The organism is Bacillus sp. FJAT-45066 (assembly GCF_002335755.1).
GTDB lineage: Bacteria > Bacillota > Bacilli > Bacillales > Bacillaceae_I > Bacillus_CD > Bacillus_CD alkalisoli.
Genome location: NZ_NISQ01000001.1, coordinates 962,750 through 988,424, shown reverse-complemented (window position 1 = coordinate 988,424; position 25,675 = coordinate 962,750). Strand labels below are relative to the sequence as shown.

General features: G+C 33.1%; 26 protein-coding genes. 1 reads left to right on the top strand and 25 read right to left on the bottom strand.

The window, feature by feature from the left end:
* Nucleotides 1–2: 2 nt before the first annotated feature.
* From CDZ92_RS04960 to CDZ92_RS04915, 10 genes are all read right to left on the bottom strand, one after another.
* Nucleotides 3–1,844, bottom strand: a complete 1,842-nt coding sequence (locus CDZ92_RS04960; protein ID WP_096154060.1) for an AIPR family protein — start codon at nucleotides 1,842–1,844, stop codon at nucleotides 3–5.
* Complete coding sequence (locus tag CDZ92_RS04955; RefSeq protein WP_096156916.1) at nucleotides 1,841–2,866, bottom strand: PD-(D/E)XK motif protein; 1,026 nt, start codon at nucleotides 2,864–2,866, stop codon at nucleotides 1,841–1,843. Before CDZ92_RS04955 ends, CDZ92_RS04960 begins: the two co-directional genes overlap by 4 nt.
* Before the next feature lies 1 nt (nucleotide 2,867).
* Complete coding sequence (locus CDZ92_RS04950) at nucleotides 2,868–5,543, bottom strand: Z1 domain-containing protein (RefSeq protein WP_369679944.1); 2,676 nt, start codon at nucleotides 5,541–5,543, stop codon at nucleotides 2,868–2,870.
* Entirely contained in the window at nucleotides 5,530–7,008 is a 1,479-nt protein-coding gene (locus CDZ92_RS04945; RefSeq protein WP_096154058.1) for an ATP-binding protein, read from the bottom strand. Before CDZ92_RS04945 ends, CDZ92_RS04950 begins: the two co-directional genes overlap by 14 nt.
* A gap of 497 nt (nucleotides 7,009–7,505) precedes the next feature.
* Nucleotides 7,506–7,970 (bottom strand): hypothetical protein, encoded by a 465-nt coding sequence (locus CDZ92_RS04940; RefSeq protein ID WP_096154056.1) that lies wholly within the window; start codon nucleotides 7,968–7,970, stop codon nucleotides 7,506–7,508.
* A gap of 79 nt (nucleotides 7,971–8,049) precedes the next feature.
* Nucleotides 8,050–8,298 carry a methionyl-tRNA formyltransferase gene (locus tag CDZ92_RS04935; protein ID WP_096154054.1) on the bottom strand — a complete coding sequence of 83 codons (249 nt, stop codon included), beginning with the start codon at nucleotides 8,296–8,298 and terminating at the stop codon, nucleotides 8,050–8,052.
* A gap of 134 nt (nucleotides 8,299–8,432) precedes the next feature.
* Nucleotides 8,433–8,915, bottom strand: a complete 483-nt coding sequence (locus tag CDZ92_RS04930) for a hypothetical protein (RefSeq protein WP_217990658.1) — start codon at nucleotides 8,913–8,915, stop codon at nucleotides 8,433–8,435.
* Nucleotides 8,916–9,346: 431 nt separating this feature from the next.
* On the bottom strand, nucleotides 9,347–9,895 hold the full coding sequence (locus tag CDZ92_RS04925) for a hypothetical protein (RefSeq protein ID WP_096154050.1): 549 nt from the start codon (nucleotides 9,893–9,895) through the stop codon (nucleotides 9,347–9,349).
* A gap of 22 nt (nucleotides 9,896–9,917) precedes the next feature.
* The gene (locus CDZ92_RS04920) at nucleotides 9,918–11,834 is read right to left on the bottom strand and encodes a 3'-5' exonuclease (RefSeq protein WP_096154049.1); all 1,917 of its coding nucleotides are present in this window, start codon (nucleotides 11,832–11,834) and stop codon (nucleotides 9,918–9,920) included.
* A 395-nt stretch (nucleotides 11,835–12,229) separates the two neighbouring features.
* Nucleotides 12,230–13,852 carry a GIY-YIG nuclease family protein gene (locus CDZ92_RS04915; RefSeq protein ID WP_096154047.1) on the bottom strand — a complete coding sequence of 541 codons (1,623 nt, stop codon included), beginning with the start codon at nucleotides 13,850–13,852 and terminating at the stop codon, nucleotides 12,230–12,232.
* A gap of 488 nt (nucleotides 13,853–14,340) precedes the next feature.
* Here CDZ92_RS04915 and CDZ92_RS04910 point away from each other — a divergent pair, with 488 nt between their 5' ends.
* The gene (locus tag CDZ92_RS04910) at nucleotides 14,341–14,940 is read left to right on the top strand and encodes a restriction endonuclease (RefSeq protein WP_096154045.1); all 600 of its coding nucleotides are present in this window, start codon (nucleotides 14,341–14,343) and stop codon (nucleotides 14,938–14,940) included.
* A gap of 123 nt (nucleotides 14,941–15,063) precedes the next feature.
* On the opposite strand, the gene CDZ92_RS04905 is transcribed toward CDZ92_RS04910, so the two are convergent.
* From CDZ92_RS04905 to CDZ92_RS04835, 15 genes are all read right to left on the bottom strand, one after another.
* A complete protein-coding gene (locus CDZ92_RS04905; RefSeq protein ID WP_096154044.1) occupies nucleotides 15,064–15,846 on the bottom strand; it encodes an NERD domain-containing protein in 783 nt (260 codons plus the stop codon).
* A 337-nt stretch (nucleotides 15,847–16,183) separates the two neighbouring features.
* Nucleotides 16,184–16,456, bottom strand: coding sequence for a helix-turn-helix domain-containing protein (locus CDZ92_RS04900; RefSeq protein WP_096154042.1), 273 nt, complete (start codon nucleotides 16,454–16,456; stop codon nucleotides 16,184–16,186).
* 99 nt (nucleotides 16,457–16,555) lie between these two features.
* Nucleotides 16,556–17,065: a competence protein ComK gene (locus tag CDZ92_RS04895; protein ID WP_096154040.1), complete on the bottom strand. Its 510-nt coding sequence runs from the start codon at nucleotides 17,063–17,065 to the stop codon at nucleotides 16,556–16,558.
* 383 nt (nucleotides 17,066–17,448) lie between these two features.
* Nucleotides 17,449–18,303 carry a GNAT family N-acetyltransferase gene (locus CDZ92_RS04890; protein WP_096154038.1) on the bottom strand — a complete coding sequence of 285 codons (855 nt, stop codon included), beginning with the start codon at nucleotides 18,301–18,303 and terminating at the stop codon, nucleotides 17,449–17,451.
* Nucleotides 18,304–18,434: 131 nt separating this feature from the next.
* Nucleotides 18,435–18,989, bottom strand: a complete 555-nt coding sequence (locus CDZ92_RS04885; RefSeq protein ID WP_096154036.1) for a YdcF family protein — start codon at nucleotides 18,987–18,989, stop codon at nucleotides 18,435–18,437.
* A gap of 430 nt (nucleotides 18,990–19,419) precedes the next feature.
* Nucleotides 19,420–20,082, bottom strand: coding sequence for a hypothetical protein (locus CDZ92_RS04880; RefSeq protein WP_141395199.1), 663 nt, complete (start codon nucleotides 20,080–20,082; stop codon nucleotides 19,420–19,422).
* A gap of 245 nt (nucleotides 20,083–20,327) precedes the next feature.
* Complete coding sequence (locus tag CDZ92_RS04875; RefSeq protein WP_096154032.1) at nucleotides 20,328–20,756, bottom strand: hypothetical protein; 429 nt, start codon at nucleotides 20,754–20,756, stop codon at nucleotides 20,328–20,330.
* Between the two features lie 100 nt (nucleotides 20,757–20,856).
* Entirely contained in the window at nucleotides 20,857–21,378 is a 522-nt protein-coding gene (locus tag CDZ92_RS04870) for a hypothetical protein (RefSeq protein WP_096154030.1), read from the bottom strand.
* 147 nt (nucleotides 21,379–21,525) lie between these two features.
* Nucleotides 21,526–21,714 carry a hypothetical protein gene (locus tag CDZ92_RS04865; RefSeq protein ID WP_096154028.1) on the bottom strand — a complete coding sequence of 63 codons (189 nt, stop codon included), beginning with the start codon at nucleotides 21,712–21,714 and terminating at the stop codon, nucleotides 21,526–21,528.
* 90 nt (nucleotides 21,715–21,804) lie between these two features.
* Nucleotides 21,805–21,996, bottom strand: a complete 192-nt coding sequence (locus CDZ92_RS04860; RefSeq protein ID WP_096154026.1) for a hypothetical protein — start codon at nucleotides 21,994–21,996, stop codon at nucleotides 21,805–21,807.
* A gap of 102 nt (nucleotides 21,997–22,098) precedes the next feature.
* A complete protein-coding gene (locus tag CDZ92_RS04855) occupies nucleotides 22,099–22,314 on the bottom strand; it encodes a glycosyl transferase (RefSeq protein WP_096154024.1) in 216 nt (71 codons plus the stop codon).
* 155 nt (nucleotides 22,315–22,469) lie between these two features.
* On the bottom strand, nucleotides 22,470–23,300 hold the full coding sequence (locus CDZ92_RS04850) for a DUF368 domain-containing protein (RefSeq protein WP_096154022.1): 831 nt from the start codon (nucleotides 23,298–23,300) through the stop codon (nucleotides 22,470–22,472).
* A 147-nt stretch (nucleotides 23,301–23,447) separates the two neighbouring features.
* Nucleotides 23,448–23,666 carry a hypothetical protein gene (locus CDZ92_RS04845; RefSeq protein ID WP_176483714.1) on the bottom strand — a complete coding sequence of 73 codons (219 nt, stop codon included), beginning with the start codon at nucleotides 23,664–23,666 and terminating at the stop codon, nucleotides 23,448–23,450.
* Between the two features lie 129 nt (nucleotides 23,667–23,795).
* Nucleotides 23,796–24,251 (bottom strand): GNAT family N-acetyltransferase, encoded by a 456-nt coding sequence (locus tag CDZ92_RS04840; protein ID WP_096154021.1) that lies wholly within the window; start codon nucleotides 24,249–24,251, stop codon nucleotides 23,796–23,798.
* A 393-nt stretch (nucleotides 24,252–24,644) separates the two neighbouring features.
* On the bottom strand, nucleotides 24,645–25,520 hold the full coding sequence (locus CDZ92_RS04835) for a GNAT family N-acetyltransferase (RefSeq protein ID WP_255249781.1): 876 nt from the start codon (nucleotides 25,518–25,520) through the stop codon (nucleotides 24,645–24,647).
* Between the last annotated feature and the right edge of the window lie 155 nt (nucleotides 25,521–25,675).

Genomic DNA, 25,675 nt, shown 5'->3' with positions numbered 1-25,675 from the left:
ACTTACACCAGGGATTCCAAAACAGCAGATGACTCCTTAATAAATCCCTCCCAACAATCTTGTTTTTTAGCCCACTGTGTAACATTCTGTTCGCCTGCAGACTCTCGTAAGTAATTTAATGCATTTGTAGCAATAATTCTAACTACATCTCTCCACTCGGCAGATAACTCTTGCTTGTTCCAGACTTCAATTAGAGAAATTCGATCCTTGTATAAATGACCAAGCATAGCAACAGTGTAGTAAATTACGTTTGCTCTGTAGCCTTTAAGTTTTATTCCATCAACTATCTCAGCTACATAGGCATTTATTAGTCTTTTAGCAATTAGTTCCTTGTAAAAATCACTGCTGATATTTTCTATTGGCTTAGTAACTTCTCCATCATCATTAGTACTAAAACTGTGTTTCCAATACTGACTATTTATGTCCATAAATTTCTTAAACGCTTCCTCCCCACCTTTACTTGAGACGTGAGGATGCCCTTCCCAAGACATAAAGTATTTTGCTAATTCAACTTTAGTTATCACGTTTTCTTTAGGATACATTTTCTTAAATGCATTTTGTTCTTTACCTTTTAAACGACGGCTAATATCAACCATATATTGACCTCTTGCACGTTCGAAATACCACTTGGTTTCTTCTTTACGGTTATCAAAAGTAGGAATCCATGTATTCCTTGAAAGTTTTTCTACATCTGACATAAACCTTGTATTAGCCAAGAGATCAGATTTATTTATCTTATTTTGTGTGTTTGCATATTCAGATATCTTTGAAATTAATTGGTCTTCTAAATCATGGCGGTCTACTTTTGAGACAGCATTTGTCTCACCTGTATTTAGAATGGTTAATTTAGTTTGTACATAAACTCCATTTAAATCAATTTCGTTCTTAAACGCCTGATGGATTGAAGCTGTTGTTTGACCTCCATTAACAATTTGCCAGCTAGTTAACGATTTAATCTTGTAGAGATCCGAATCTCCTATTTGAACAATGTCACCAGACTTGGCAACGCTAGAAATCCCATTGTTATATGCGATAAACAGATCTCGTTGCTCCGAGTCTTTTAACGTATCTCTTATACCTCTGTTTGTGCCTCCGCGAGCTTGTAGGAATGAACGCACATTTCGCTCAACTAATTTTGGCCCCCAGTCATCGTATAGTTTTGCTAGCAAAATAGCAGGGATAGCACCAATATAGCAATCTATTATTCCATTTCCTGTAGGGGTAGGAACATGCATCAATTGAATTGTTGCGTTATATTCTTTTTGAAATTCAATATCAAAGTCTCTTATACCCTGTTCTGCCTCAGATAATTTATAAACTCTGTCCATGTCCCAAACATGTATATTTACTGTTTCGATTCCAGGAATAGATAAATCTATTGGTTTATTTGTAAGATAAAACTTACTGGATACTACAAATATATTTACTTCCTCTATCTCATTACGATTATTTCTAATTAACTTTATTAGGTCAAGAAATTCCATTGATTTATCTGCTGTTTCAAAGATAGAGTCTACGCTGGTAAAGAATCTCTTCGCTTTGTTTGCTACCTCTTTTATTGTGGTCATATTAACTACTGGTATGGAATCATTACTAAATAATGGTTCATAATCAACAACATAAAGGTTTAATACATTCGTATCTTCAAAATAAAGATATCCGTTTATTTGTAGTTTTAAGTCTCGTTTTGCGTAGTATATAAGTGTCGGCTCGTCCTCCACATTAATATATGGAAGGACCTCTTGTAAGAACGGTGTTTGCCTAGAACCCACTACATTTGCCTTCTGTTCAACAGTATCTAAAAATTCTTGTAAAAATTCTAGTTTTCTTTTTTCTTCAATCATTTCTCTACTTCCTTTTTTAACTTAAATACATTTTCCAAGTCCACTATGAATTCTTCGCAATGAGATAAGTCAATAGAATATGAAATCCTGCTTACACCTTTAGGAAGTTGTTTTGATTCTATTCTAGGAAACTTCTCTCTTACCTCAAAGGCTAATTCTTCATGAATAAAAAAATAATTACTGTTATACTCTTCCACCTTAATATTGTTTAGTAGGAGTGTTTCTCTAAATTTAACCGCTAGTGTAGGAGCTTTTTTTATAAGCTTCTCTTCAATACTTTTTGCTATATTCTCTAAAGTTCTACCAACCGTGTCATTTTTCTCTATTTTAAGTACAAATAGGAATAACTCATTAATAACCGGATTTAGTTCTAACTGTTTTTCACTAGATATCTTGACTTCATCCCTAATTTTTGGAGAGATAGTTTTAATTTCTATACCAGTTTTCTTTCTTACAAAATCTATCCTAAACTTTAATGGACCTTTCCAATCATTAATAATTAAAGGAGGTTCTGAAGGAAAATATTCAAGCCATTTGTTAATAAAATATAACTCTCCAAATAAACCCGCTTCCTCTTCATCAGAGAGTTTTGCTTCCCATTTTCTTTTAAAAAAGTTATGCCACTTATCAAGTACCTCATAGAGAGATGTATAGAGAGGTATTTCTTTTTCTATTAGAATGTGATCTACGATGTTCTGTAACACATTTTCGAATATGTCGTCACTCTCGTCTACTTCTTGTGATATAACCAAGAAATTTTTCTCTTTTAATGGTCCTATATTCGCAAAGTACTCTTGATTAATGTGAATTCCTCTCCACTTAGGGAATGCTTTTAGTTGCTCAGCTGCCCAATTTTCATTGGTGATATCTATATATAATCGTTTTTGGTTATTTAATAAGTCTAACCCTATTAACAGGTAAGGTTTTTGAAAATATATTGGTTCTAGCTGATACACATCTTTATTTTCTTCTTTTGAGGCGCGTTCCACTAATGCGTTAAAACCATTTGATATATTTATCATGTTAATTATTCCTTCCAACTGTTCGATTATGAACGTATCCATTACTAGTTTTTGTTTTATCATTTGATTTTGTAGACTCTAGTTCAACATTCGGGAATGATAAAGCAATTCCCATGGGTACTAAATCCTCAGTAAAGTTTATATTTAACTTTTTAAACGGTTCTACATCTGGATGCAGCGGATATATCATCAATAGCGGGTTCTCTTTATTCCGTAGTTCTTTATTTTTAGTTTTGTTATTCGAACTTCCATAAATATCAACAAACTCTTGATTAGAAGCAACAATAGCTCCTAAGTCTACTAGTTTATTACTTTTCCCTTTGTCTTGGTCTATACTTCTTAAGACTGCACTTTGTATTGATACTGGACCTAGGTTGACTTTCCACTTTTTTATTCCTCTTGTTTTTACTGGTTTACTATTTAAAGTATTAGGCGTTATATCGACAATAGCTACATTAAATGTATTCAACACACCTTTGTTGTTTAAATCAGCTATATAGTTAGCTATTTTCTTACTATTTACTTTTGAAGCAGTTTTACTAGTTTGATAACTATATAAAAATTCGATAATATGGGTACTTGGTATTTTTTTAGCTATATGGTAACGAGTAGTTCCTTCATTTACTTCAAATTGATTACCTATACTATTAATTAGTTTAAGAGTTGCATCCATATTATTCTCATAGAATGCCTTATCTTTATCAAAAATACGAGTTTGCTGAAGACTGTTAGAGTAATCTGGAGTTTTTTCCGCTGCCTTCATCTTATTTGGACTAGTAACACTCATACTCTTATGATCTTTCATTTTCGCAGCATACTCTTCAGGTGTAACTTTTAACTCACCATACTTTTTAAATTCTTCTCTTAGTTCACTCATTACTATAGCAAGGTGCTCAAAGTTCTCTGCTAGTTCCTTACTAGTAAAAATACGACATAGATCCATATAACCTTTTCGATAACCAAACCATCTTCCCATCTGCATAAGTGAATCATACATTGCACTGTTTCGGTAGTAATAGGAAATAGATAAACCATCTAAGGTTAAACCTCTAGATAATTTGTTACCGCCGATTACAATTACGTTTAATCCATTTTCTTTATGCTTTTCATATTCCAGTGCATCTTCACTTTCACCATTTATCTCCATAACTTCAACCTTACCAATAATCTTTCTAACTTCTTTATAGACTTCCACCCATGAATATATTTCGTATTTTTCATTAGATAAATCATTAATTGATTGAATAGGTATAATATCTTCTTCATATAAAACCCTTAATTTATCTATGTACTTACTATCTGAGTAGTAAAGTACTTCGTTAGATAATTTCTTATAAAATTTTTCAATGACACCGCACATTGAGTTCTGAACATCTGTGAATCTACTAGTGTGTATAAGCATAGAATTATGTTCGTTCTTCTGCCCTCTCAGATTTCTAATAGCAATAGTTAATAAAAAGGAAAGTATTGCCTCCACCATAGTTGTTGGAACTTCCTTGAATAAATCTTTATCATCTTTACTTTTAATATCATCTAGTAAACTAATATCGATTTCACTAAGATATCTAATGTACATCGGCTTATTGTCTTCCATATATCCAGATGTATTAAAGAACTCGTCTGGACCACAATAGTCCTTAGGTTTAGGTAAAGATATTGCAAAATCTTTTGGATATAAGTCAATTCCAACATTATTGTTATTCGCATCAGCGTCAATTAATAAATTAGCAAATGGTGTAGCTGTATAACCTACATATGCCTTTTTATCAAATAAACTTAATAGTTTTCTGATAAGCTTATTAATAGTACTTGGTTCGTTTTTATTACTTGTATCAACACTAGCTTGGTCTGCCTCATCATCAATAATTAAGGTTGGTGGATTAATATCCGACATATTAATACTTGTTCTAATCAATTCGATGAGATTTGGAAGAACATCTTTGTGCTTCTTCACAATAACCAGTATAGGTTTATCTAAGTTCTTAATTCCAATTGCATTTGCAGTTGATATATCCTCTTGTGGTGTTGTCCATGTTTCAATTTGTGTCCCACCGGTTTTTATCTTAGCTACCCCTTGTTTTTCATTTGTTATAGGATCTATGGTCCCTACGACCTCTTTTTCTAGGCGGAGTTGTGTTTGGGTCCTTAAATCATTGTGCATTCCAGCTAATACAATTACTAGTTTATAACCAACATCAAAGGCCTTATTGATTAATCCAGTAAAATTAGCTGTCTTACCTGATTGGACATATCCCAATACCAACCCTCTGTTATCGAAGTCTTCTTTAGCCCTGGGGTTACCAATGCAATCTAATATCTCATTAGTAGAAAAATCAATAGAACTTACCGTATCAATATCCCATTTCTTCTCAGTTAAAAGATATTTTTCATATCTTGGCCAGAAGTACGAATACCCCCTAGAGTAATCTCCCCAATTATATGATTCCCTCCCTTTTAAAACACCGGGCTTTTCTACATTAATAGAACCGTATTTTGCGTAAGCTTCCAACGCCAAACTTTCCTTTAAATCTTCTTCTAGCTGTCCCACTTTGTTAGTGAAATTTTCTTCTGTCTGTCTTATTGCGCGTTTTAAAGGGTCTTGTATACCATAGTTTTTATGCATTGTGAATAAATTATCAATCATAATTAAATAGCTATCTCTATCAAAATTTGACACTAGCAACAACTTCTTTCTTTACGATATCTTTTATAGTAAGAATCTCTATACTCTCAAAGCCATTCATTAATGAGATTGACTCGGATATTTGATCAATGCTTATTTCCAAACCAGAATTTACGAGTATTTCAGCATATTCTATAATCGTTTTCTTCTGGTTCTCATCGATTGTTTGCTTTTCTTGTTTAACCATCGATTCCGTTTTTAATAAATTGTTGGGTGATCCTAACTCAATTAACTTAAGATAAAGATTCACCTTCCTTTTTACCCCGTCATCTAACTGTTTCAAAATATGTGTCAATACTGGATGGGTTCTGTTAAGCACATAATTGCTAATATTGTCATCTGAGTGTAATTCCCACGTGTTTAATGAGCCTTTTACTTTTTCACCTGTACGGGATGCTCTTGTTCTATAGAGCATTATTTCATGAGAGAGTTGTCTGTAGTATTTCGCTATTGCTTCCATTGCTTCTTTGATATCTTCAGGAATTGTAACAGTTGATTTCTTAACGTCTAATTTCCACTCTTCATCGGCTTCATTAGTGAAATCTACTTTTATTCTTACTAACTCTGAGATTGCGTCTTTAGGAAACAATCCGAACCAATCCCCATACGACACCAATCTATTCTCCCTATAAATGTAAAAACCTTGGTGATCTCTCCAGCCTTTTACCCCTCCCGCCTCTTTATGCTCTTTTATATTAAATGTTGAAGGGTGTGGAAGTACATAAGGAGTAACCACCACCTTTTTTCCATTAGATTGAAGGTATTGGATTTCTCCTTCATAACATCTAGGGTTTCCTTCTAAGAATGGATTCCATGGTAACAGTTGATTATCGTTTATCTCCAAAAGAATTTCTCTTTCTAAAAGAACATGAAAAACCATCTCTAAGTACTTCTGAATACGATTTACCTTACTAAAGAAACTACCAGATTTAACAATATTTTTAGTCCCATATCCACAAAATCTATCTAGTTTATCAATAAACACAATAGTACCGTTATCCCCTTCTATTTCATCAATATCTACGTCTATATCCACAGGGATTGATTTATAAAGTAGCCATTTGTTCTCTTTACTCACATAATCCAAGTCCCAACATCTGAAAGAATACTTATAGTCTTTTTTACTGATAACTGTTAGTCTTTTACCCAAAGAGAAAGCTGCAGTCTTTAACCCCATACCAAATCTACCTAATTCATCACGCTCTCGTGTAGCTCTCGGGTCCTTAGATCCAACGGTCATTGCAGTTTGTAGTTCCTTTTCATCCATACCTATACCGTTATCAATTATTTTTATAGAACCGTCTCCATCGTTATATGAAAAATCAAGAGTAATTTTAGTTGCTTTAGCATCAATACTATTGTCTATTAAATCAGCTATTGCTGTCTTAGAGTTATACCCAATACTTCGTAAAGCTTGTATTACTGGAGTAGCCGATGGTTGAGTAATTATTTCATCCATAAAGTTCACCTATTTCCAATTGAATTCCATATCTATTATTCTAGCATGTTAAAGACTAAAGTACTGTTTAAGCAGATAATTTCGTGTAGCAAAATGTTGGAAAAATATATGCATTAATAAAAATAGTTTCGTTACCAAAATAACCAAACCAATTACTAGCATCGAATTTCGGTGCCAGTCCCCCGATACGGTGATACATTAATATACCGGGGGACTGGCCCACTAGGGTGACACCTATTCTAAGACTGTTGTTGAAGCAGGAATAACACGAGCATCTGCACATATACTTGATAGAAAAATGAGAATCGAAGTCACATTTATTTGAACAAAATGAAAAGTTATTTTCTATTGGTTCACTGCAATTTACGCATAGTTCTCCTCACTAGTTTCCAAATGAAGTCTTTTCTCAAAAAGTCTTTCAATGAGTAATTCATTTTTATTGCGTGTGACCTAATATATTGGGGCCAGCGCAACGCTAACGGGACTGGTCAAACTCTCTAACTGTTAGCATAATTAACAATTGTAGTAAATAGTTCTCTAATAGTAGGTAGAGTTGTATCGATAACTCCTAAATGAGGTTTACGGATGACTAGTGTTAATGTGTCGAACATTTCACCTGATTTAAAACGCCAATACGTCTTTGTTGTTGAAGCTTTTTCTGTTGATGGAGAGTATGAAAGTTCTTCATTCGGATCAATTATTTCTTTTATGTATTCTTTTGTTAAGGTCCTACTCGGAAAGTCGATATCTAATCTTATTCCTCTCTTTTGCGGAAAAAGATATCCAATTTTATTATTAGGTTCATTATATTGAGGTTTTAAACCTTCCTGCCAAGGTACAGGATTTGAACTAGCAATTAAAATTCTATCATCCTTGAACTCGGTGTCTATTGGTTTACAACCATCTATGTCTTCGAATAGTTTCATCCATCTTCTAAATTCTGTTGTAACTAATTTTTCCATTTATCTCTCACCTTTTCCCTACAACTTAATCTATATATATTAGTGCGGTAACGGAGTGTCCCTGACTCGTAACATATGATTATATCTTTTTGATATTAAATTCACTCATTAATATTCGTATTAACTCTAAGGCCGATTTCTCTTCAATTTGGAAAGATTGACTAATCTTTCCTTGAAATTGACGATCTTTAGATCCATAAGTGTCGACTTGAAAATATTTGTTACCCATTCTATCAGTAAAACTTGTATAAGTTGCGTCTACTTCATTATGGACAGTATTTCTTTCTTTTTCTATTTCTTTTACAGATCTAAAATTAATTTTTGCCATTATATTCTCCTAATCTAACACATTTTATTTGAATCCTATTTACATGTTTTTCTTTCTCCTTCAAACTTTGTACAAATTCCTTTATTCATTTCCTTCTTGCTAAAAGCTATTTTCTCCCTCGATAATCATAGTAATTACTTGTATTCATCTGTATGATATATAATTTGTACACTACCACTTATTACATCATACTCCATTATCTCAACATCATTCGGTATAAGGTGACTATACCTCCGGATATAATATTCTCCTAAACTCTCTCCTCTTTTATCGCTAACATCCTTCAATATAAAGAATATTTTCCTGAAGTTTTTAGGAGCTAAATAGAAATAATACATTGCTTCATTCCATACAGTGATTTTAGCACTAGGAACTTTACCGCTAGATGTCCAGGTATGCGACTTACATTCAACTATTATGTTTCCATAGGTTTGTGACCTACACCCAAGGTCAAAGGAACGAATCTTTTTCTTGTGACCTGTTCCAATAGATAAAGGAAAGTCCTTTTGTAATTTAATATCTTGTGCATCGAAATAGTTAAGAACTTTGTCTTCAAATTCTCGACCAACATGTGCGTTGCTAGTCGAACCAATTCTTTGAAAGTTGTTAGTCATCATCTGTCCTCCTAATGGTTAAAACGTTCTTTTCTCTCCTCTTTGTCTTCTTCTAGTGGGAATGGCATGGAGTCGACGTTTACGATACTCCTAGGAAATAATATGGAGTAAATTTTTTGTTAGCAATATATATCCCATTTTTCAATAAATTATAAAAATCTATCAATCTACTAAAGAAAAATACTATAAGGAATATCTAGTTATGGTGCCAGACCCCCGACGTAATAAAGTATTACCGTAACAGGGAGTTAGATACCTTAACAAAATAATCTTAGATAGAAAGTCAGCTCCCTGCTATGATACTACTTTATCAAGCTCGTGGTCAGTCACATAAATCGGTAATAGAGACTCTGTCTTACATTAATTGTACTGGTACTAAAGTGAAGCTAATATTCAAATTTTATAATAAATGATCGTAACAATTCGTAAACATACTAATTCTTATAACTCAAAATGCTTTCAATATTATCTAATAAGAATTTCTTTCCTATATCATTAAAAACAACTTGTTGGTATTGCTCGTTATTATAGTGTTTTGTAATGGATTCAATACCGTATCCAGCTGATTTATCGTTTGGTACGGTACGTTTCTTTCCATTGTCTACGGTCTCTACTGAGAGAATACCCATTGATCTTAATTTTCTATTAATCACAGCACCGTTTAGCTTTTTACTAACATCTAGATTAATTACTTTATTGATTGCTTGTGCAAATTCATTTATTCCAATGAGTCCTACTGGTAGCTCAACTTGATCCTTCTCTTCTTTTGAGATAATAAAAGTTGAAGGCTTTCTTTTGGTACTTTTTTTAGTAGTCACATCATTCTCCAGGTATTCGGATAAAAAGAACAGCTGTCTTATTATTCGTGGATCATTTAATAAGCATGATTCCCTTACAGGAGTATGGTCTAATGGATTAATACCGTTTGCTAATAGTTTTATCATCTTTTTAGACTCTATTAATCTCTCAGTGTTATTTTCCATAATCATTACCTCCCCAAATATGTTAGCTTCTTTTCTCTTCTAACTTCTTCTCTACTCTCTCCTCAACTACTCTATCAAAATACTCTGTAAACTCCGATTCACCGGAATAAGACAAGCACAAGTATTGTTTCGCCCTTGTCATTCCTATGTATAGAAGAGATGCTTCGCGTTCTTTGTCTTCTTCTAATGGGAAAGGCATAGAGTCAACGTTCACGATGAATACTGTTTGGTAGTCTAAACCTTTACTACTATCGATCGTACTTATTTTTACTTTTCCATCTTCTTTTTCAAAGGATCGTTTCGATTGGTCGTTTTCTGTAATCCAATAGTATGGTAAGCCCTCAGATGAAAGGCTACGTGTAATGATATCGATGATTGGTAGTTTATGTGTTCTTTTTACACGGTAAAGAATGAGCATTTCGTCTAATGGGACGTTTTTTTCTTCGTGCAATTTCTTGATCTGCCTTGAAACGATTCGCATTTCATTATAAAAGCTAGTCGACTTTAAGATAGCTGGTTCTGGGCCTTTTCTTTTTGTACTTTGAGGAGCGATGATTTCTACTTCTAGTTCACGGTTCACGACCTTCTTTTTAAAAGCAGATTTTGACTGATAAAAGTCCCAAGCGAATTTGACTATTTGGGCTGTATTTCGATAGTTAATGGATAAAACTTTCGATCGTCCTTGGAAGCTTAGTCCAGTATCTTGTACATAAGATCGCTTTCTTTTATAAATAGTTTGTGCTCTGTCTTCTACTAATAATAGCGATTGTGTATCTTCGTTTATTAATAAACTAACAAGTTTTAACCAATCAGACTCAAAGTCTTGTCCCTCATCAATTAATATTGCATCATATGTTGGTAAAATGGCTTCCTTTTTAACAAGTTTTTCTACTATCTCTGGAATTTGCGGTTCTCTTATTTTTAATTCATTTTTTAGCCAACTATGAAAATTACGTACGATAATATTTTTATTCATAGGTTCATTGACTACACTTTCTCCTGTAAAGTCAAAGTCAAAAAGGTCTTCAGGTTCGTTTAACATATACGTAATCATCTGTTGAATGGAATTGGATAAGGAAATGTTATAGCAAAGGATTAGTATTTTCCAATCAGGGTTCTTTTTTGCTAACATTTTTGCTCGGCTAGCTAGAATTAACGTTTTCCCACTACCTGCTACTCCACGAATAAGTCTGTTTTTGTCGCCTATTTGCTTTGCCAAATTTTCTTGGTGCAAATCCATCGTTTTTATATCGTGTAAAGATAGAAGTAGCTGATCTTGATACGGAACTGGGGCCTTAAATTCCGCACTTATTCTAACTTCTGGGAACAGGTGATAACGGATGGAATTAATATCTTCTAACGATAACGGCTCTCTTAATCGAAAAGGCACAACAAACATGTTTAAGATCTTTTCCATTAAAACCTCTTCTGAAAACTCTTCTTTATCTGGATCTATTTCATCTCTGGTTAAGCAGAGAGTCGGCTCCATTACGGAATATAGTCCTTCTTTAACAAAATCTTTGGAATTCATTCTTGTAAACACAACACCATGACCGTATGGGAATTTTAATGAAAACTTATATTTTCCATCTGTTTGTATTAGGTTTTTATCTTTCTTCAAAACATCTACTAGATGAAACATATTTTCACGTGCCTGCTTTAATGGGCTTTTTGTAATAGTTTGTTGACCTGAAGTTGCAACAATATGCCATTCATCATGGTTAACTTGAAACAGAGTACTTTTTGTATAATCTTTTACTTCTAAAACAACAAGTCCTAAGTCTTGACCGATAATGACAAAGTCGGGCCTTCTTCCCTGTATTTCCGGTTCATAATAAACAATGTAATCGTCAGGTAGATATGTTTTTAACGTTCTAAATAACAGCCGTTCTCCAGCTGTTGCAGTAGATCTTATTGTTTCAGGTACTGTGACTGCCATAATTGTCCGCTCCAAAAATGTTTATTTTTCCCTATTATACAACATAATTTTACAGGCTAGGTATCTATTTTGGTAATTTCGGCCTAATATGAGTTGAACATCTTTTACTAAATCATTTTTCTTTTTCATTCGAAGGTGATTAGTCACATATCAAGCTAATCTTTGTCCTTTTGAACTGTTTTTCTAGGCTAAATAAAAAAGTGTTTAACATCTGTTTAAATGGACAGTTGTTAAACACCAAAACCTATTCAAGCTGTAACTCAAAAATTCACTTTAATTTATTCCCATGTATTAATGACTATTTAAAATGCTCTGCCTTTCATCTAAGAATAGAGATACTGAATTCAAAATACGTTGTAACATTATCTTATAGGTTGTTGACCTTTAAGGATAATTTATAAAGTCGTTTCTAGTTCTTCTGTTACTAAGCTGAGACTTTGACGATATTCTTCCGCTTTCATAGTAGTGGTAAATTCTACTGTAGGATCAATTTCTTGAACAATTTCTTGTAGCTCAAATACGTCAATGTTAAAGAATTCTTTTCTTAAATTTACTTTATTGATCCTGCTTTTTTCTAAGTGATTATGAATCTTTTGTTCTAAATCAACTGCATTATCACTAAACACCATTGCATGTATGTCAAACCTGAAAGGTACAGATGCATTTCCTAACTCATCAATTCTGTCTAACGGGTTTAACCTTCGAGTCATACCTATTTTAAATGTTCTATCTCCGAATGAACCTAAGTTAGAAATTACGTAAACATATCCTGCTCTTCCATTGGCTCTCTTCAGGATTTCTTCTTTCTGTTCCTCAATATTGCTAAACTGCTCTTCTAATTCTGTTAATCTTAGTTGCAATGCCAGTATTTTTTCTTGGTCTTGCTCTTGTGATAGCAACTCTTTATTCTTATTGATTTCTGCTAAATATTTTTCTCCTTCTAGTTCTATCTTTTTCCGCTCTTGCTCAAGTAATCGACGTTCTTCCGCTTCTTGACGCATTTGCTCTTTAATTAGCTTTTGTTCCTCTTTTTCTTTTTCCTTTTGAATATGGTATTTATATTCGATTTGAATCGCATTTCGGAATAATGGCTCTAGTTCTGCTAAGAATCGTGTAATAGTAGGGAGTATGGAAGCATTTCCATTTCCGCATATAGTAAGATATTTTTCAATTAACTCTTTAGAATTATTTAGTGCTTTGTCCAAGTTCGTATAACTCAAGGTATATAATATGTTTTGTAGTTCTGCTTGAAGGCCTATGACCATTAAATCGTATATTGTTCTGTTTGCTTTAGATGTATAACGGGATTGATAATCTTTTAACAATTTCTTAATTAATTTATTGTTAACATTCATTTCTTTTCTAAGTTCTTTAGAAGCTTTATGATGAAGGTCTAACTCAACAATAGTATGTAGATACCCTTCTTCAAGCTGATTGTCAAGCTCCTGTAGTTGTTGCTCTATATATGAGTAGTTAATTGCATTAGGGAAATTTTCAACTAGTTGCTTGATTCCTTCTATTTCTACTTTATACTTTTCAATTAGCTTTTGATGTTTGATAAGTTGTTTTTCTGTCTTAACAGCCTCATCTTTAAGAAGCGACACTTTTTCATTTTCATCAATAAAACGTTTTTTTGTTTCCTCTAGTTCGGAAAGTTCTGTCGTTAGTGCAATGATTTGCTCATTATAATTTGAAATAGTATTTTCAAAGTTGTTAATTTTACTTACTAGTTCATTATTTTCCTCGATTTTTTTATTTAATTGCTGTAGTTCCTGCTCTTTACTAGTTAGTGTGGTTTTTACATCCTGTAATTTTACTTCCGCTTCTTCATATTGAGACTTCACTTCCTCTAAATTGTCAAAGCCACTTTCTTCCCATTCCTTTTTTATTGCTTTTTCTTTTTTATTACGTACAAACAACAGAATTATACCGACAATAAGTGGTATCCCATACAACCACCAACCTGCAAATAAAATAGCAATGAAAGTTGTTGATAAGTACCAAGGTAATTTTCTCATTCTCCAAACATCCTTTCTTTTAATTTAGTTTAACTGAGAATCTAACGCCATGTAACGCAATTACTCATCTATATATGATGTATGTTTCTAATTATGGAACCATTACATCATATATAGATATGTTTGTCTCGACGATTGTTTTTAATCCATATATTGTTATTTTACTATCATTCTCCTAAAATTTGTTCTTTTCGACAAAGAAAGACAAATCAAGACCAAGAATTCGTCATTAGATTTTAATTACGGTGGCTGAACTCCGCGGTTTTAAGATATTAGCGCAGCATGGGGCAGGCAACGTACTTATATTGTGCTTATAAAGAGGTCGTTTTCAATTTATTTGAGGGTTATTTCTTTTTGTTCTTTTCTTTGTGTCGTTCTTTGGAAGCAAGTGGTCTATGTCATAAGTAAATAAAATGTGTTCCCTACCAATTGTTTAGTATAATTTTCTGTTTTATTGATAATGATTAAATCTGAGGTGATATATTTTAATGGAATATTTAATTATAGCGATACTTGCAGGACTATTAATATACCAATGGAAAAGTAGTAAAAGTTTAAAAGAAGATCACTTTAATAAGGAATTATTATTAAAGGATGAGTTTAAAAGAACTATTGCTTTGGGGCTCTATCAAAGATTTTGTAATGAAGTAGAAGAAAAACGATACTCCTCGGCTTTTCTCAAAAGTAATCCATTAGATTTTGAACACTTTATTGCTGATGTATTAAAGCATAAGTATGGTTTTGACTCATTTGTCACAAAGAGCTCCGGTGATTTTGGAGTTGATATAGAGCATGGTATAGGGGATGGAAAAGTAATAGGACAAGTGAAATGTGAACGTCAAGATATTGATTATGAGCCAATTGCAATCATACATTCTAATATGATTAAACAAAATGCATCCAAAGCATATGTTGTTTCAACTTCAGGTTTTACTAATAATGCTAAGATTTATGCAGAAGGATTGAACATTGACCTAATAGATGGATTGGAACTTGTAGAAATGTGGATTAACTACAAAAGTCCAATTGCTAAAACAATTGAATACAAACCGTTTAAAAGTGAATCGACAGATACAATTAGTATGTAATAGATTAGGTACGATACAATTCCCTCCAGTATGGGTAATAGAATCGTACCTTATCAGACTTTACTACTTAGAGATGCTTATGCTATAACGCAACAAAACTCAATAATACAGCAAATGGCCTGTCTAAGCCCCCTTCTCCACAAACCTACATTTCGGAAAATTATTACATCCTTTGAACTTGCCGTATTTTCCATTTCTAAGTTTTAGTTCTTCTCCACATCTTGGGCAAATGTTTTGGTTCACTTTTTGCTTAATTGATGACTGTTTAGCTTTAATGTTTTTTACATGTTGTTTTGCTATCGTTTTTTTATCTTTAGTGCCAGCTTCTTGTATTTCAGATAATTTTCTTGAAATTGATTCAACCGTTGGTGTATTGACTATTTTTGTGTTTTTTAATGTTATAGTGTTCATAAGATCTCGCAAATAAATAACATCTGCTTGTTCAAACTTCATACTATTTTTAAAAGTTGCCGTTTTAAAGAAAACAATGATAGAGTGTGTCGGGATATTTTCTCCCTCTTCACCTAACAATTCTTTTAACGCACGAATGTGGCCTTTGTTTTGCCAAATAGGGTTTAGGAATTTTTCCTTTCTTTTATAGATTACTTGAGTCCAATTTTTTTGATTTTCCGATCCGAATATCCAGCCATCATAAAACTTTGTTTCTAGTACAAACAGTCCGTATTCAGAAATGATTAGGTGGTCAATTTGAGAGTACGTACCATCGGATATAGGAATATATAGATCATGATAGGAATGATAAGTGCCAGGATATCGTCTTTCGAGTTTTTCTATTTCTTTCCTTACTCTTCTCTCTCCTATTGCCCCGTACCATTTTGATTGATTTTTCTTTACCCAAATAATCAAACCGATTACTAGAATCGGAAAAATATACATTTCCATCATTTAAACCTCCAACTAGTAATGTGTTCTAGTATTCTATTTGACATTTTTTTCTTTTCCCCTCATTTTTTTACAATATTATTGTAATAGAAATACTTTTATTCGACACAGAACTCATGTTAGTTTGTATAATTTTCTTTATCTAGAGCAACAAAAAAAGCCTACCATCAATGGTAAGCTTATACACTGCTGATATTCCCAGCATCTATATATACGGTTCTTACTTGAAAATGTTAAGTTTGAGTTCGAGAAAATCAATCATGAGACAGGTTACTTTTCCACTTTACAGACATGTAACACTTCCCAATACTATTCATAATTCTTATTGGTTGTGTTACTATTACTCCTCACCTTGATTACCTTTTTTTATTGTAGGGAAAACTTTTTTGACTGCATTTATTAGTAGTTCTAGCGGATCTTTTAAATCCAGTCCTCTAGCAATCTTCATTATGGTCATAACAGAAGCTTCTTTTTCTCCTCTCTCAATCTCTCCTAAGAATTTATCATTTATACCCGCTGCATCAGCCAATTCTTCGATGGTTCTTTTTTGTGCTTTTCGTATTTCTCGAATGGATTCACCAATCGTTTCACCTAAAATGGTAGTCTTTCTCATTGTACCATTACCCCTGTTTCCACAATTATCATGGTAGGAAAAAGGGGGTTACACAGTCAGTAGACGGTATTTGCGTGTATTTGATGAAAATATTTTTAATTATCTAGTAGGCATCTTATTTCTTCCCTTCACCTCGAAGGAAAAGTTGATTGTCTGTTCGGTACAAAATAGCGAGAAAATCACAGCTGATTTATGGATTTGTTGTAGCAGTGCTTGGTAGGAAACTTGAGCCTCAAGTTTTGTCGTGTTATGCATGACGATTTCACAGCGATTTTTATCTATTGGTGTTACCCGCTTTATTTGATGATACATGAACCATGCACAGTTCATGTTTTCTGGGGAGTGTGTTGGGAAAATGATTAATTTAAGTGTTTCAGAGATTAAGATCGGTGTTTTTTGTACGTAGTTAGTTTTGTGAATAATTGCTTCTCTTCTACCTGTAATAGATGCTCCGTAGTCTAAACAGTTTCTGTTTAGAATGGAGTCTATTCTTTCCTCTGTAACATAAATACTTTCTTCCTCGATGATTTTCGTCTGGTAGATTGGATGAAAGTTTGGTAGCATTGCAATCGTTTGTGGATTGATCTTGTATTCCGTGATAATGTCCATAGGTTATCCCCTTTCATATTTTAGATTTCAGAATATAAAAGAAAAAAGGTTGTAATGGCAAGGAAGTTTTGGAATAATCGACTAAATATTCCATTTAGTGACAACCTCTTTACCATAATTATCTATACGTTTATACGGTGGTGGAACAGTCTATAGACGGTAAAATACTTTTTTTGTCATTTTTATATTTATACATTTAGTCCCCGATTGTGGAAAATGCTTTTTCTATTGAACGGTATATTTGTACTGTGAAGCAAGTAGTTCTGGTGTTCTTCTTCGCTGAATCAAGATTAACGTCCTAAATAACAAAAAGACGCGTCATGAAATAAACGCGTCCGATAATGGAAGATCCGATTTGATATTTATTAGTTATTGAAACTGAATTATTCGCCTTTATCAAAACCGAGATGAACAGAGTCTGCAATCCTTTCATAGCCAATTTCCTTATAGATCTTATTTGATGTCGGATTCATCATATCTGTGTACAAAACGCAAAAGTTGAAGTCTTTAAGTAGTTCTCTTGATACCGCTGTAACAAGCGTCCGAGCAAATCCTTTTTTGCGTTCTTCTTTTGGCGTAAACACTAAACTAACGGTTACACCGTTCTTTGTAGGACGTGACTTCTTCATCATAGATACGATCTTTCCTTTATCCTCCCAAACAAAGACCTCTTGTTCCTTTAGAAACATTGCAACACGTTTTTTCACTTGTTCAATTGGCGAGATCGGCAGTCTGGCATCCTTTTCAAATGAGTTGTACCACTTCTCGATAAGTGCAGAATCACATTCTTCCGCATAACGCCATGAACCGGGACTATGTACAAGCGTTTCATTGACCTTATTTAAACGATACAATCCTTGGTCCATAAGGAGTTGATGAGCCTTACCGGTTTTAACTTCCCACTTCTTCGCGACTTTGTATGCCCACTCTTTCAGACTGATGATTGAACGAAACTCAATTTCTAGTTCGACCATATTTCTTAGGAAGAAATCTATTATTTCTTCTAAACGGTTTTCATCGACAAAAATAAGATTTAACGGATGCGGGGGTGTCATTTGGAGAAAGGCTAACACACTTCCATCTTCCTCGATTGTCGCCATAAATGGATTCTCATAATTACCAGCTTTAATCGCTTGCAGTACACCGTAAAAAAGACTGAATACATCTTCCTTTTCCAATAAAAAAGACTCTATCTTCTTCTCAAAATCATGAGCATTATCATTTACTTTAAATTCCATTTTCAACACTCCATCATAATCAAATTAAATCGAAGGCACTGATTTAGAAGTACCTTTTTATTACGCATTTGGCCAAATTAAGGTTTCTCTTTATTTAAGGATTGTGCCCGTTTGCGGCAATAACCAAGTAATTATTTAGTCCAACTAGGAATTATTTCACCGAAATATGTACCAATTTTCTTAACTTCATCCATTACACGTTTAATGCCTACTTCTGATAGAAACCAGTTTTCCTTTGTTATTCCATATCTATCAACACAAGGTGAAACGAAGAACTCACAATCTATTGGAAATTCAGCCTGATAGCATAATAGTGAACGGCGAGCATGCCCTGCTTTACAAACCACAATCGCTTTTCTCGGAACTATACTCTTCCTATGAAGAACTTCTAACGATAAACGAGCATTTTCTAATGTATGTTGTGCCTTGTCTTCTTTTAAAATTGCTTCTTCAGGTATTCCATTTTCCATACCAATTTTTCGTAAATACTCCCACTCAGTGGTTCCGACATGCTGTTTATATCCGCCAGAAGGAAGTATATAAGGAGCCATTCCTTGCTTATACAAGTCTGCAGCCTTCTCCATTAATGGAGGATGATTTGCACCAGGAACCAATATTACATCTGCTGGAGAAACTGAGTTTTCCACAAAAATAAATTCAGTAATACAATCAAACGGATTAGACATCTGATAAACTCCCCTTATCATTATAGGCTTCATTGGAATAGGTTCACCGCTGTCCTAAACCATCATAATGGCAGAGTAATACTTTGATTACATGTATCCATTCCCCGAAAGCGGTGACTGCCCCCAGCAGAGTATAGCTTTACCAAACTGGGGGACTGTTCCAATAGCCTGAATCAATTGTTTATCCAAGTTATTAGGAGTGATTGGATAAACGGTTCTGAAAATTGTCCTGCTTCGTTTTGCTTCAATGTATTTCCTCCGAAATCACAATTAAATAAACAGGAGCAGCCGCATTAATAACTGTTCCTGTTATTTTAAGTAAAGCACCCATTTAGTTTTCTTATACTCTTCTGTTCCTTAACTTCAACAGAAAGAAGCTAATCTCCTTCTTGAAGATTTGCACCCTTTAGTTCAACAATAACTTATGAGTTTACACGCATAATTCTCCATCTTCTGATACATTTCTATAACATTGATTTCGTATATGAACATTCTCAATGTACCAGTAGTCTTCTTCTTGTTTCATTAATACTTTTCTAACAGAGCCAGCAACAGAGTCATCTCCATATCCAAAAGTCAACACATAACCTGTAGCTACTTCATTTTCGTAATCATATACTACTCTCATTGTTACTTCCAGAAGCTCTATGCCATTTCCAAAAGAAAAGCCGTGATAATTAACCCAATTTGATATTAATTGACCAGGTGTTTCCCAGCTTTCGTTCATCGGCATAAACGGTTCGCCGATTTCACCATCCCACTCACGCCAGTTAGTTTCGCCTCTTTCATAGCCAAGAAGTTCATAACCATGTAAAAAGTCACTTACAAGTTCCCATAATTGTATGTCAGGATTTGCATGTAAAGAAGGAGCAGTTTCTATAGGGATTTTAATAAATTCTCCGTCTTTATAAACAAGATTCTCGTTACTTTTTAACTCTTCTACCTCTTTTTCAGTTTCTGCTAACGTCCTAGACTGTTCGAAAAGTTCTTTTTCCAAATCAGCAATCTTTCCTTTTAGGGTTGTTATGACTTCTTTCTCGTTATCATTTTTATTTGTACTTTCAACATTAGAACATCCGACTAAAATTAACATTAATAGCATTCCAGTTAAAAAGGTCTTCAGAACAAACACCTCCAATTAATATAAAATGACTCACATTCTCTTATAGTAAACCGCTCCGTTAGTACAATAACTTCATCAAGAAAATCCATTCTTCTTCTTGAAGAATAGCTCCCGTTTGTTTAATAAGAAATTGACAACCAAAGTTGGGGGTTTTTCGAGTGGGAATTTATACAATTACTAACCTTTAACAGTGCCATTTAAAAAAAGAAAAAAATTTAAAATAGTGGTTCCATTTCTAGATTACTAATTACTTTCTCTAATAAATTATCGCCTATTATTTTATAATCTTTATCTCTAATTTGTATATATCCGACATCAGTGACTACCATTTGTAATGACTCCGAATTGGAAGTTAATGTAACATAATAGTTAAGCAGTCCTAATCTTCCATTAGAAATCTTTTTTAATTTAACATTAGAAAGTTCATCTACTAATCTAGAGATTTCATTTTCGTCCGTAATCTTAACATGTAAGTGTTCATCGGGATTAAGATGTAAAATATATATTTCGTCTATTTTGCCATTCGGAAAAAATTCCTCTAAAGCCTCTCGATATGTAGTCTCTCTTCCTTGGATAATAAATAAACTACTTACAACAGCTACTACTATTACAGATATAACAATGAATAATACTCTTTTACTCATAAAATTCCCCCTAATTATTCTGCTTTATTTACTCGAATTAGAAAAACGACGATCTGTTATTGAAGCATCCACCCTTTAGTTGAATAAATTATCCATACTCCTATTCTGTACCCACATACAGAAATTCATTATTCTTACCAAAACGAAAATGAATATCATACTTTCGTTCACTACCATTTTGGTCATAACCATATAGAAAATAACCCACCTCAGTAGAATCAGGCTGTGGATTATAAAAATTGAAATACATAGGTAATCCAGCAATTTCTATTGGAAAATAAAAGTCACTAAGTTCACCGAAATTAACCTTACCATCGATGACTTCAAAATTAACATCAAACTCACTTCTTAATTTATCGAATTCGTTATTAGCTATATGTTTCATAATGTTCCTTGCTTTATGATCAAATATTTGCAATTTCTCTTGGTTCTTCTTTTCTTGCTCCAATTCATCATTAATAAGTCTCAGTTCTTCTTCTAAGTTACTAATCTCAATATTTTTCTCATTAATCTGAGCTTGGTATTTCAAAATTAATGATTCCTTGTCGTTCTCATCATCAGAACATGCAGAAATAACAATTAGCACCAAGACAATTCCTGTCAGATGAATATACCTTTTCATTTTATCTCCTCCAAAGTTATAATAAATTATTTCAATCCCCTTATACTCCTTACTAAAGAAACCTGCTTCAATAGTTGCAGAAGCAATAGCACGGTTTCGCTAACGCACCCGTTACTTATGTAAGAGTTGAAATACTACTTGAAGGTTTTAGTCTTCATATTTCTTTACAACAGACTTTATCCTTGATGCAATAAGTACAGCTATAAGACCAGTTATCGCCATAGATATTATATGTTCCCAACCTAATACTCCTTTTAGGATAAAATTCAGCAAGAATACACCAACTAGCGAACCAAAAACCCAAGGTATCCAGAATTTTAAAATAATATTTTTCATTTGCCCTCCCGAAAGATTTTACTGTTCCTCGGTTAGTAACTGATTTGAGTGAAAACAATTATTTACTAACGCACCCGTTTATCCAATTATTTATTTTTCATATTTCCCCTTATTTTTATTTATTGTTATTAGTTTTGTCATGACAAAATGAACTACTGCAATAGTAAGTAAAAAGTCTCTATATGCCTCATTTGTCCCCTCCAATAACGTAGCAACAATAAAGAAAAATCCAAACGATATTATAAGTAAAGCCAGAATATAATGCCAAATTTTTAGTTCCATTTTATATCCCCCTTTATTAAACAAAACTGCTCCATTTGTTTAATTACTTCCACAAAAAAGGGACTTATCCTTCTTAAAGATAAACCCCCGTTAATGCAATAATTAATTCCTATCTTTTATGAAAGTAACTATTCCAATGCTAAATACTAAGATACCGATTAACATCAATGAATGTATAAATCCATTAAGAATTGGTACATATTCACTAGTTAAATTCTTGTTTCGATACACGATATTAACCAAATTGTACCCTAAAGGGGTACTAATAAGTATAATGATAATCCCTAAAGAAACATATGTTACTGCTTGTTTGTTCATAAATCATTCCCCCTAATACAATTTCACTTCTCTTTAACTCTACTGCTCTTTACTTCAAGAAAAAAGATGCGAACTCCTTCTTGAAGATACGCATCCGTTTGTTTAAGTGTAGAATTTCATAATCCCAATATATAACCTAAATAAATTTAGTAATTCTACTCAAATTTTTTGTTCTGAATTTGCTTTAAAGTAATTATAAAAGCGATGCCCACAAAAAATGTTATCAATGACACTACGATTGTCGAAGTGCCAAGTACACTATATAAATTGTACTGAATCGCATAGATTGAACCACTAACTAACCCAATTATTGCTGCATAAGTTTCTGCCGTGTAATTTTCTAATAAGTATCTAATAAGTTTACTAGTTAGTAAAACTCCTAAAACTATACCTGAACCAATCGCTAAAATTATCGGCAAATCAAACGACATTAAAGATGCTGTGGCTATTTCATATATACCTAATATAGTCAGTATTAAAGCACCGCTTAATCCAGGGAGAACAAGAGCTGTACTTGCAAAAAATCCTGCAATGGCAAAGAGAATATAATCGGCAATAGATAAGTTATTTAAATCTATTTGATTCATGCCACTAAAAAATTGACCGAATACTACAATGCTTAAAAACAAGAGCATTATTATGTAATGTTTAAATGTAAGTTTATTTTTGGAATGATCGAGAGTTTCTTTCCAAAGGTAAGGTAAGAAACCTACAATAATACCAATAAAAAACGTTAGCGTTGGTGTACGATAGTTACTTAATAAATAGTCAATAATAAAGATAGAAATAGCAAATCCTATGACCATACCTGTCCCAAATGTACATAGAAAAGGTAAAGCCTCTTTTCTATGTTTTGTTGTCAGAATACTTAACGAATATATTAGTCGTTCATATATTCCTAAAATCATAGCAACTGTACTGCCACTAATACCAGGAACGGTTTCTGTTATTCCAACCGCCACGCCTCGAAGTATAAGGCCCAACATTCTTTTCAACACCTTAATGTTTTTAATTTTTTAATATAAATTTTCTTTTATTTAATAAAAATAACGTTCATAACTGCTAAACTAATCTCCCTTGCCGCAACAGCTCCAAAGGCTTCTTCAACTATTTGGGCGTTACTTGAATAACAACTATTTCCTTAAAAGCATAAATGATGAAGGACTTATTTCTTCACTTTCAATAACGATAGCAATTAATCCTGTTTCAGTTTTGGTTTCATGCCATTCATCTTTCTCCCAAAAAACAGCATCTCCTGTTTGAACTTTAATGTATTCTTCTTTATCTGAATTTAGAAATCTTCTTACCACTATCTTTATTAAATTGATAAAACTCCATTTTAACCCTCCCAAAACGCTTAAAATACCCATTTGGATTTAAAAGGTAATTCTCTATTGTAATTACATTAACCTGCTCTTTACTTCAACATAAAAAAGCCAATCTCCTTCTTAAAGATTAGCACTCGTTAGCTTAATAACACGTTAGCTTTTAAACTCCATAAAGTGACTTGAATTTGGATAAAGATTATCCTTTGAAAATCCTAAAGAAGTATAAAATTTATCAGCCTGTTCCGTATCTGTATGAAGCACCAAAATTTTATAATATCTTTTTGCTTCATCAATTATCTTTTTTACCAAAAGGCTTCCTATACCGTTTCTCCTATACTCTTTACTGACATAAAACCTTCTCAGCCTGCCAATAGATTGTTCGTTTGAAAATGGGTCTTTATTTAAACCACCAATAGCAACAAGGACACCTTCTTCTTTAAACACGCCAAATAAACCTTCTCTAGAATGATTAAAAGTGTTACTGCCATTTTTATAATCATTTGCTAATCTTTCTACAAAACGAAAGCCATCTTCTTTGCTTTGCTTTACTAAACTATCCACATCAAAATTCAACAGATTATATATTTGCTTTACCTCATACTTCCTCATAAGTATCCCTCTCCTAATTACGTAATTCTTGTTAAAACTGCTCCGTTAGTTTAAGTGAAAAGCTTCACAATATCACATATCTTCTAACTAAATAATAACAGAAGATAACGAAGTTTTGTTTATATTTCCCAAAATTATGTCAATAGTTACTGCACAATATTTAGTTTACTACGCACCAAAGAGCATATATATAAATGATAGCTCTTGTTAAACTAGAATCGGTAAAAAACCTCCAAACTTAGTGGAGGTTTGCATTGATTTCTTTTAGATGATAAAACATCTTAAACACTCTTCTTACTATATTTTCTTTAGTATTTTATAAACATTGACTCTGACCTGTGCTAGTTTTATCAAGCTTTTTGTCGAATTGCGTCCGATTGAGGAAATTAAAAACTATCCGAATACCTGAGCTGCAATCCCGAATAATGTATTATCTCTTGGTGGCATTTTGTCCGAATTAAAGATCAATATTGGAGGATTACTAACCTTAGTAAATCCTCTCTGTATTAACAAAATCATAAACTCTTCTTTACCTGCAGGTACATCTATTCTTATCTTCCCTTGATGCCTAGAAGCCAGGCTGTTCACAATTAAGGCAGCTACCTCCATATCTGGTGCTACAATAGGGCCCAATATCAAATTAACAGGACCCAAAATAGCTGCTCCATAGCCAATAATTTGGTCTTTGTCATCCTTCACTATTATACAATTCTCCGATTGGATTATCCTATTATTAAGGAAATTGCTTCTCCTAGCTCCGAAGGCACTTTCATCCATTTTGACAACGTCATGAAAATGGATATCCTTAAAATCTTCTATAACCAAACCACTGATATTTGAAGATGATGCAGCAACTTTATAGTTTTTACAAAGATACTTATGTACACTGTTGACAGCCATAAAGCCCATTTTTTCGTAAAGAGGTTTACCTTCTTCAGTAGCAATTAACATAATTGAAACGGTGTTAGGCACAGAATCTATACACTTTTGAGTAGCCTCTTTACCTAATCCCAATCCTCTATATTCTTTATCTACAATAACCATCCCTAAGGAAGCTACTTCAGTGTCGTAAGGAATAATTGCAGCGCTTGAAACAATTTTTCCCAAATGGTTTTTATGCCCGAAGATTTTACCAGATGCCATAATGGTTCCAATTTCATCTTTATCGTAATCCCATCCAATCGAACCGGATAGTTTAATCAAATCTGAAATATCATTTTTCTCTAATTGAACCAAGCTTAAAGATTTTTTATCGATAACAACCATCATTTGCTCCTTCATTGTTATGTTAGGAGTTTATTCTTATTGAATAAACTCCCTTTTTCTGAAACAATTTTAATAAACATCTAGTTATTGATCTTATTTTCCATAGTTGCTCTAAACAAACTACAGAAACGTATCATCTCCATCAAGAGAAATATTTA

Bases quoted from the DNA above. Each gene is read 5' to 3' on its own strand.
- CDZ92_RS04960 (WP_096154060.1), bottom strand. From the start codon at position 1,844: ATGATTGAAGAAAAAAGAAAACTAGAATTTTTACAAGAATTTTTAGAT.
- CDZ92_RS04955 (WP_096156916.1), bottom strand. From the start codon at position 2,866: ATGATAAATATATCAAATGGTTTTAACGCATTAGTGGAACGCGCCTCA.
- CDZ92_RS04945 (WP_096154058.1), bottom strand. From the start codon at position 7,008: ATGGATGAAATAATTACTCAACCATCGGCTACTCCAGTAATACAAGCT.
- CDZ92_RS04940 (WP_096154056.1), bottom strand. From the start codon at position 7,970: ATGGAAAAATTAGTTACAACAGAATTTAGAAGATGGATGAAACTATTC.
- CDZ92_RS04935 (WP_096154054.1), bottom strand. From the start codon at position 8,298: ATGGCAAAAATTAATTTTAGATCTGTAAAAGAAATAGAAAAAGAAAGA.
- CDZ92_RS04930 (WP_217990658.1), bottom strand. From the start codon at position 8,915: ATGATGACTAACAACTTTCAAAGAATTGGTTCGACTAGCAACGCACAT.
- CDZ92_RS04925 (WP_096154050.1), bottom strand. From the start codon at position 9,895: ATGGAAAATAACACTGAGAGATTAATAGAGTCTAAAAAGATGATAAAA.
- CDZ92_RS04920 (WP_096154049.1), bottom strand. From the start codon at position 11,834: ATGGCAGTCACAGTACCTGAAACAATAAGATCTACTGCAACAGCTGGA.
- CDZ92_RS04915 (WP_096154047.1), bottom strand. From the start codon at position 13,852: ATGAGAAAATTACCTTGGTACTTATCAACAACTTTCATTGCTATTTTA.
- CDZ92_RS04910 (WP_096154045.1), top strand. From the start codon at position 14,341: ATGGAATATTTAATTATAGCGATACTTGCAGGACTATTAATATACCAA.
- CDZ92_RS04905 (WP_096154044.1), bottom strand. From the start codon at position 15,846: ATGATGGAAATGTATATTTTTCCGATTCTAGTAATCGGTTTGATTATT.
- CDZ92_RS04900 (WP_096154042.1), bottom strand. From the start codon at position 16,456: ATGAGAAAGACTACCATTTTAGGTGAAACGATTGGTGAATCCATTCGA.
- CDZ92_RS04895 (WP_096154040.1), bottom strand. From the start codon at position 17,065: ATGGACATTATCACGGAATACAAGATCAATCCACAAACGATTGCAATG.
- CDZ92_RS04890 (WP_096154038.1), bottom strand. From the start codon at position 18,303: ATGGAATTTAAAGTAAATGATAATGCTCATGATTTTGAGAAGAAGATA.
- CDZ92_RS04885 (WP_096154036.1), bottom strand. From the start codon at position 18,989: ATGTCTAATCCGTTTGATTGTATTACTGAATTTATTTTTGTGGAAAAC.
- CDZ92_RS04880 (WP_141395199.1), bottom strand. From the start codon at position 20,082: ATGTTAATTTTAGTCGGATGTTCTAATGTTGAAAGTACAAATAAAAAT.
- CDZ92_RS04875 (WP_096154032.1), bottom strand. From the start codon at position 20,756: ATGAGTAAAAGAGTATTATTCATTGTTATATCTGTAATAGTAGTAGCT.
- CDZ92_RS04870 (WP_096154030.1), bottom strand. From the start codon at position 21,378: ATGAAAAGGTATATTCATCTGACAGGAATTGTCTTGGTGCTAATTGTT.
- CDZ92_RS04865 (WP_096154028.1), bottom strand. From the start codon at position 21,714: ATGAAAAATATTATTTTAAAATTCTGGATACCTTGGGTTTTTGGTTCG.
- CDZ92_RS04860 (WP_096154026.1), bottom strand. From the start codon at position 21,996: ATGGAACTAAAAATTTGGCATTATATTCTGGCTTTACTTATAATATCG.
- CDZ92_RS04855 (WP_096154024.1), bottom strand. From the start codon at position 22,314: ATGAACAAACAAGCAGTAACATATGTTTCTTTAGGGATTATCATTATA.
- CDZ92_RS04850 (WP_096154022.1), bottom strand. From the start codon at position 23,300: ATGTTGGGCCTTATACTTCGAGGCGTGGCGGTTGGAATAACAGAAACC.
- CDZ92_RS04840 (WP_096154021.1), bottom strand. From the start codon at position 24,251: ATGAGGAAGTATGAGGTAAAGCAAATATATAATCTGTTGAATTTTGAT.
- CDZ92_RS04835 (WP_255249781.1), bottom strand. From the start codon at position 25,520: ATGATGGTTGTTATCGATAAAAAATCTTTAAGCTTGGTTCAATTAGAG.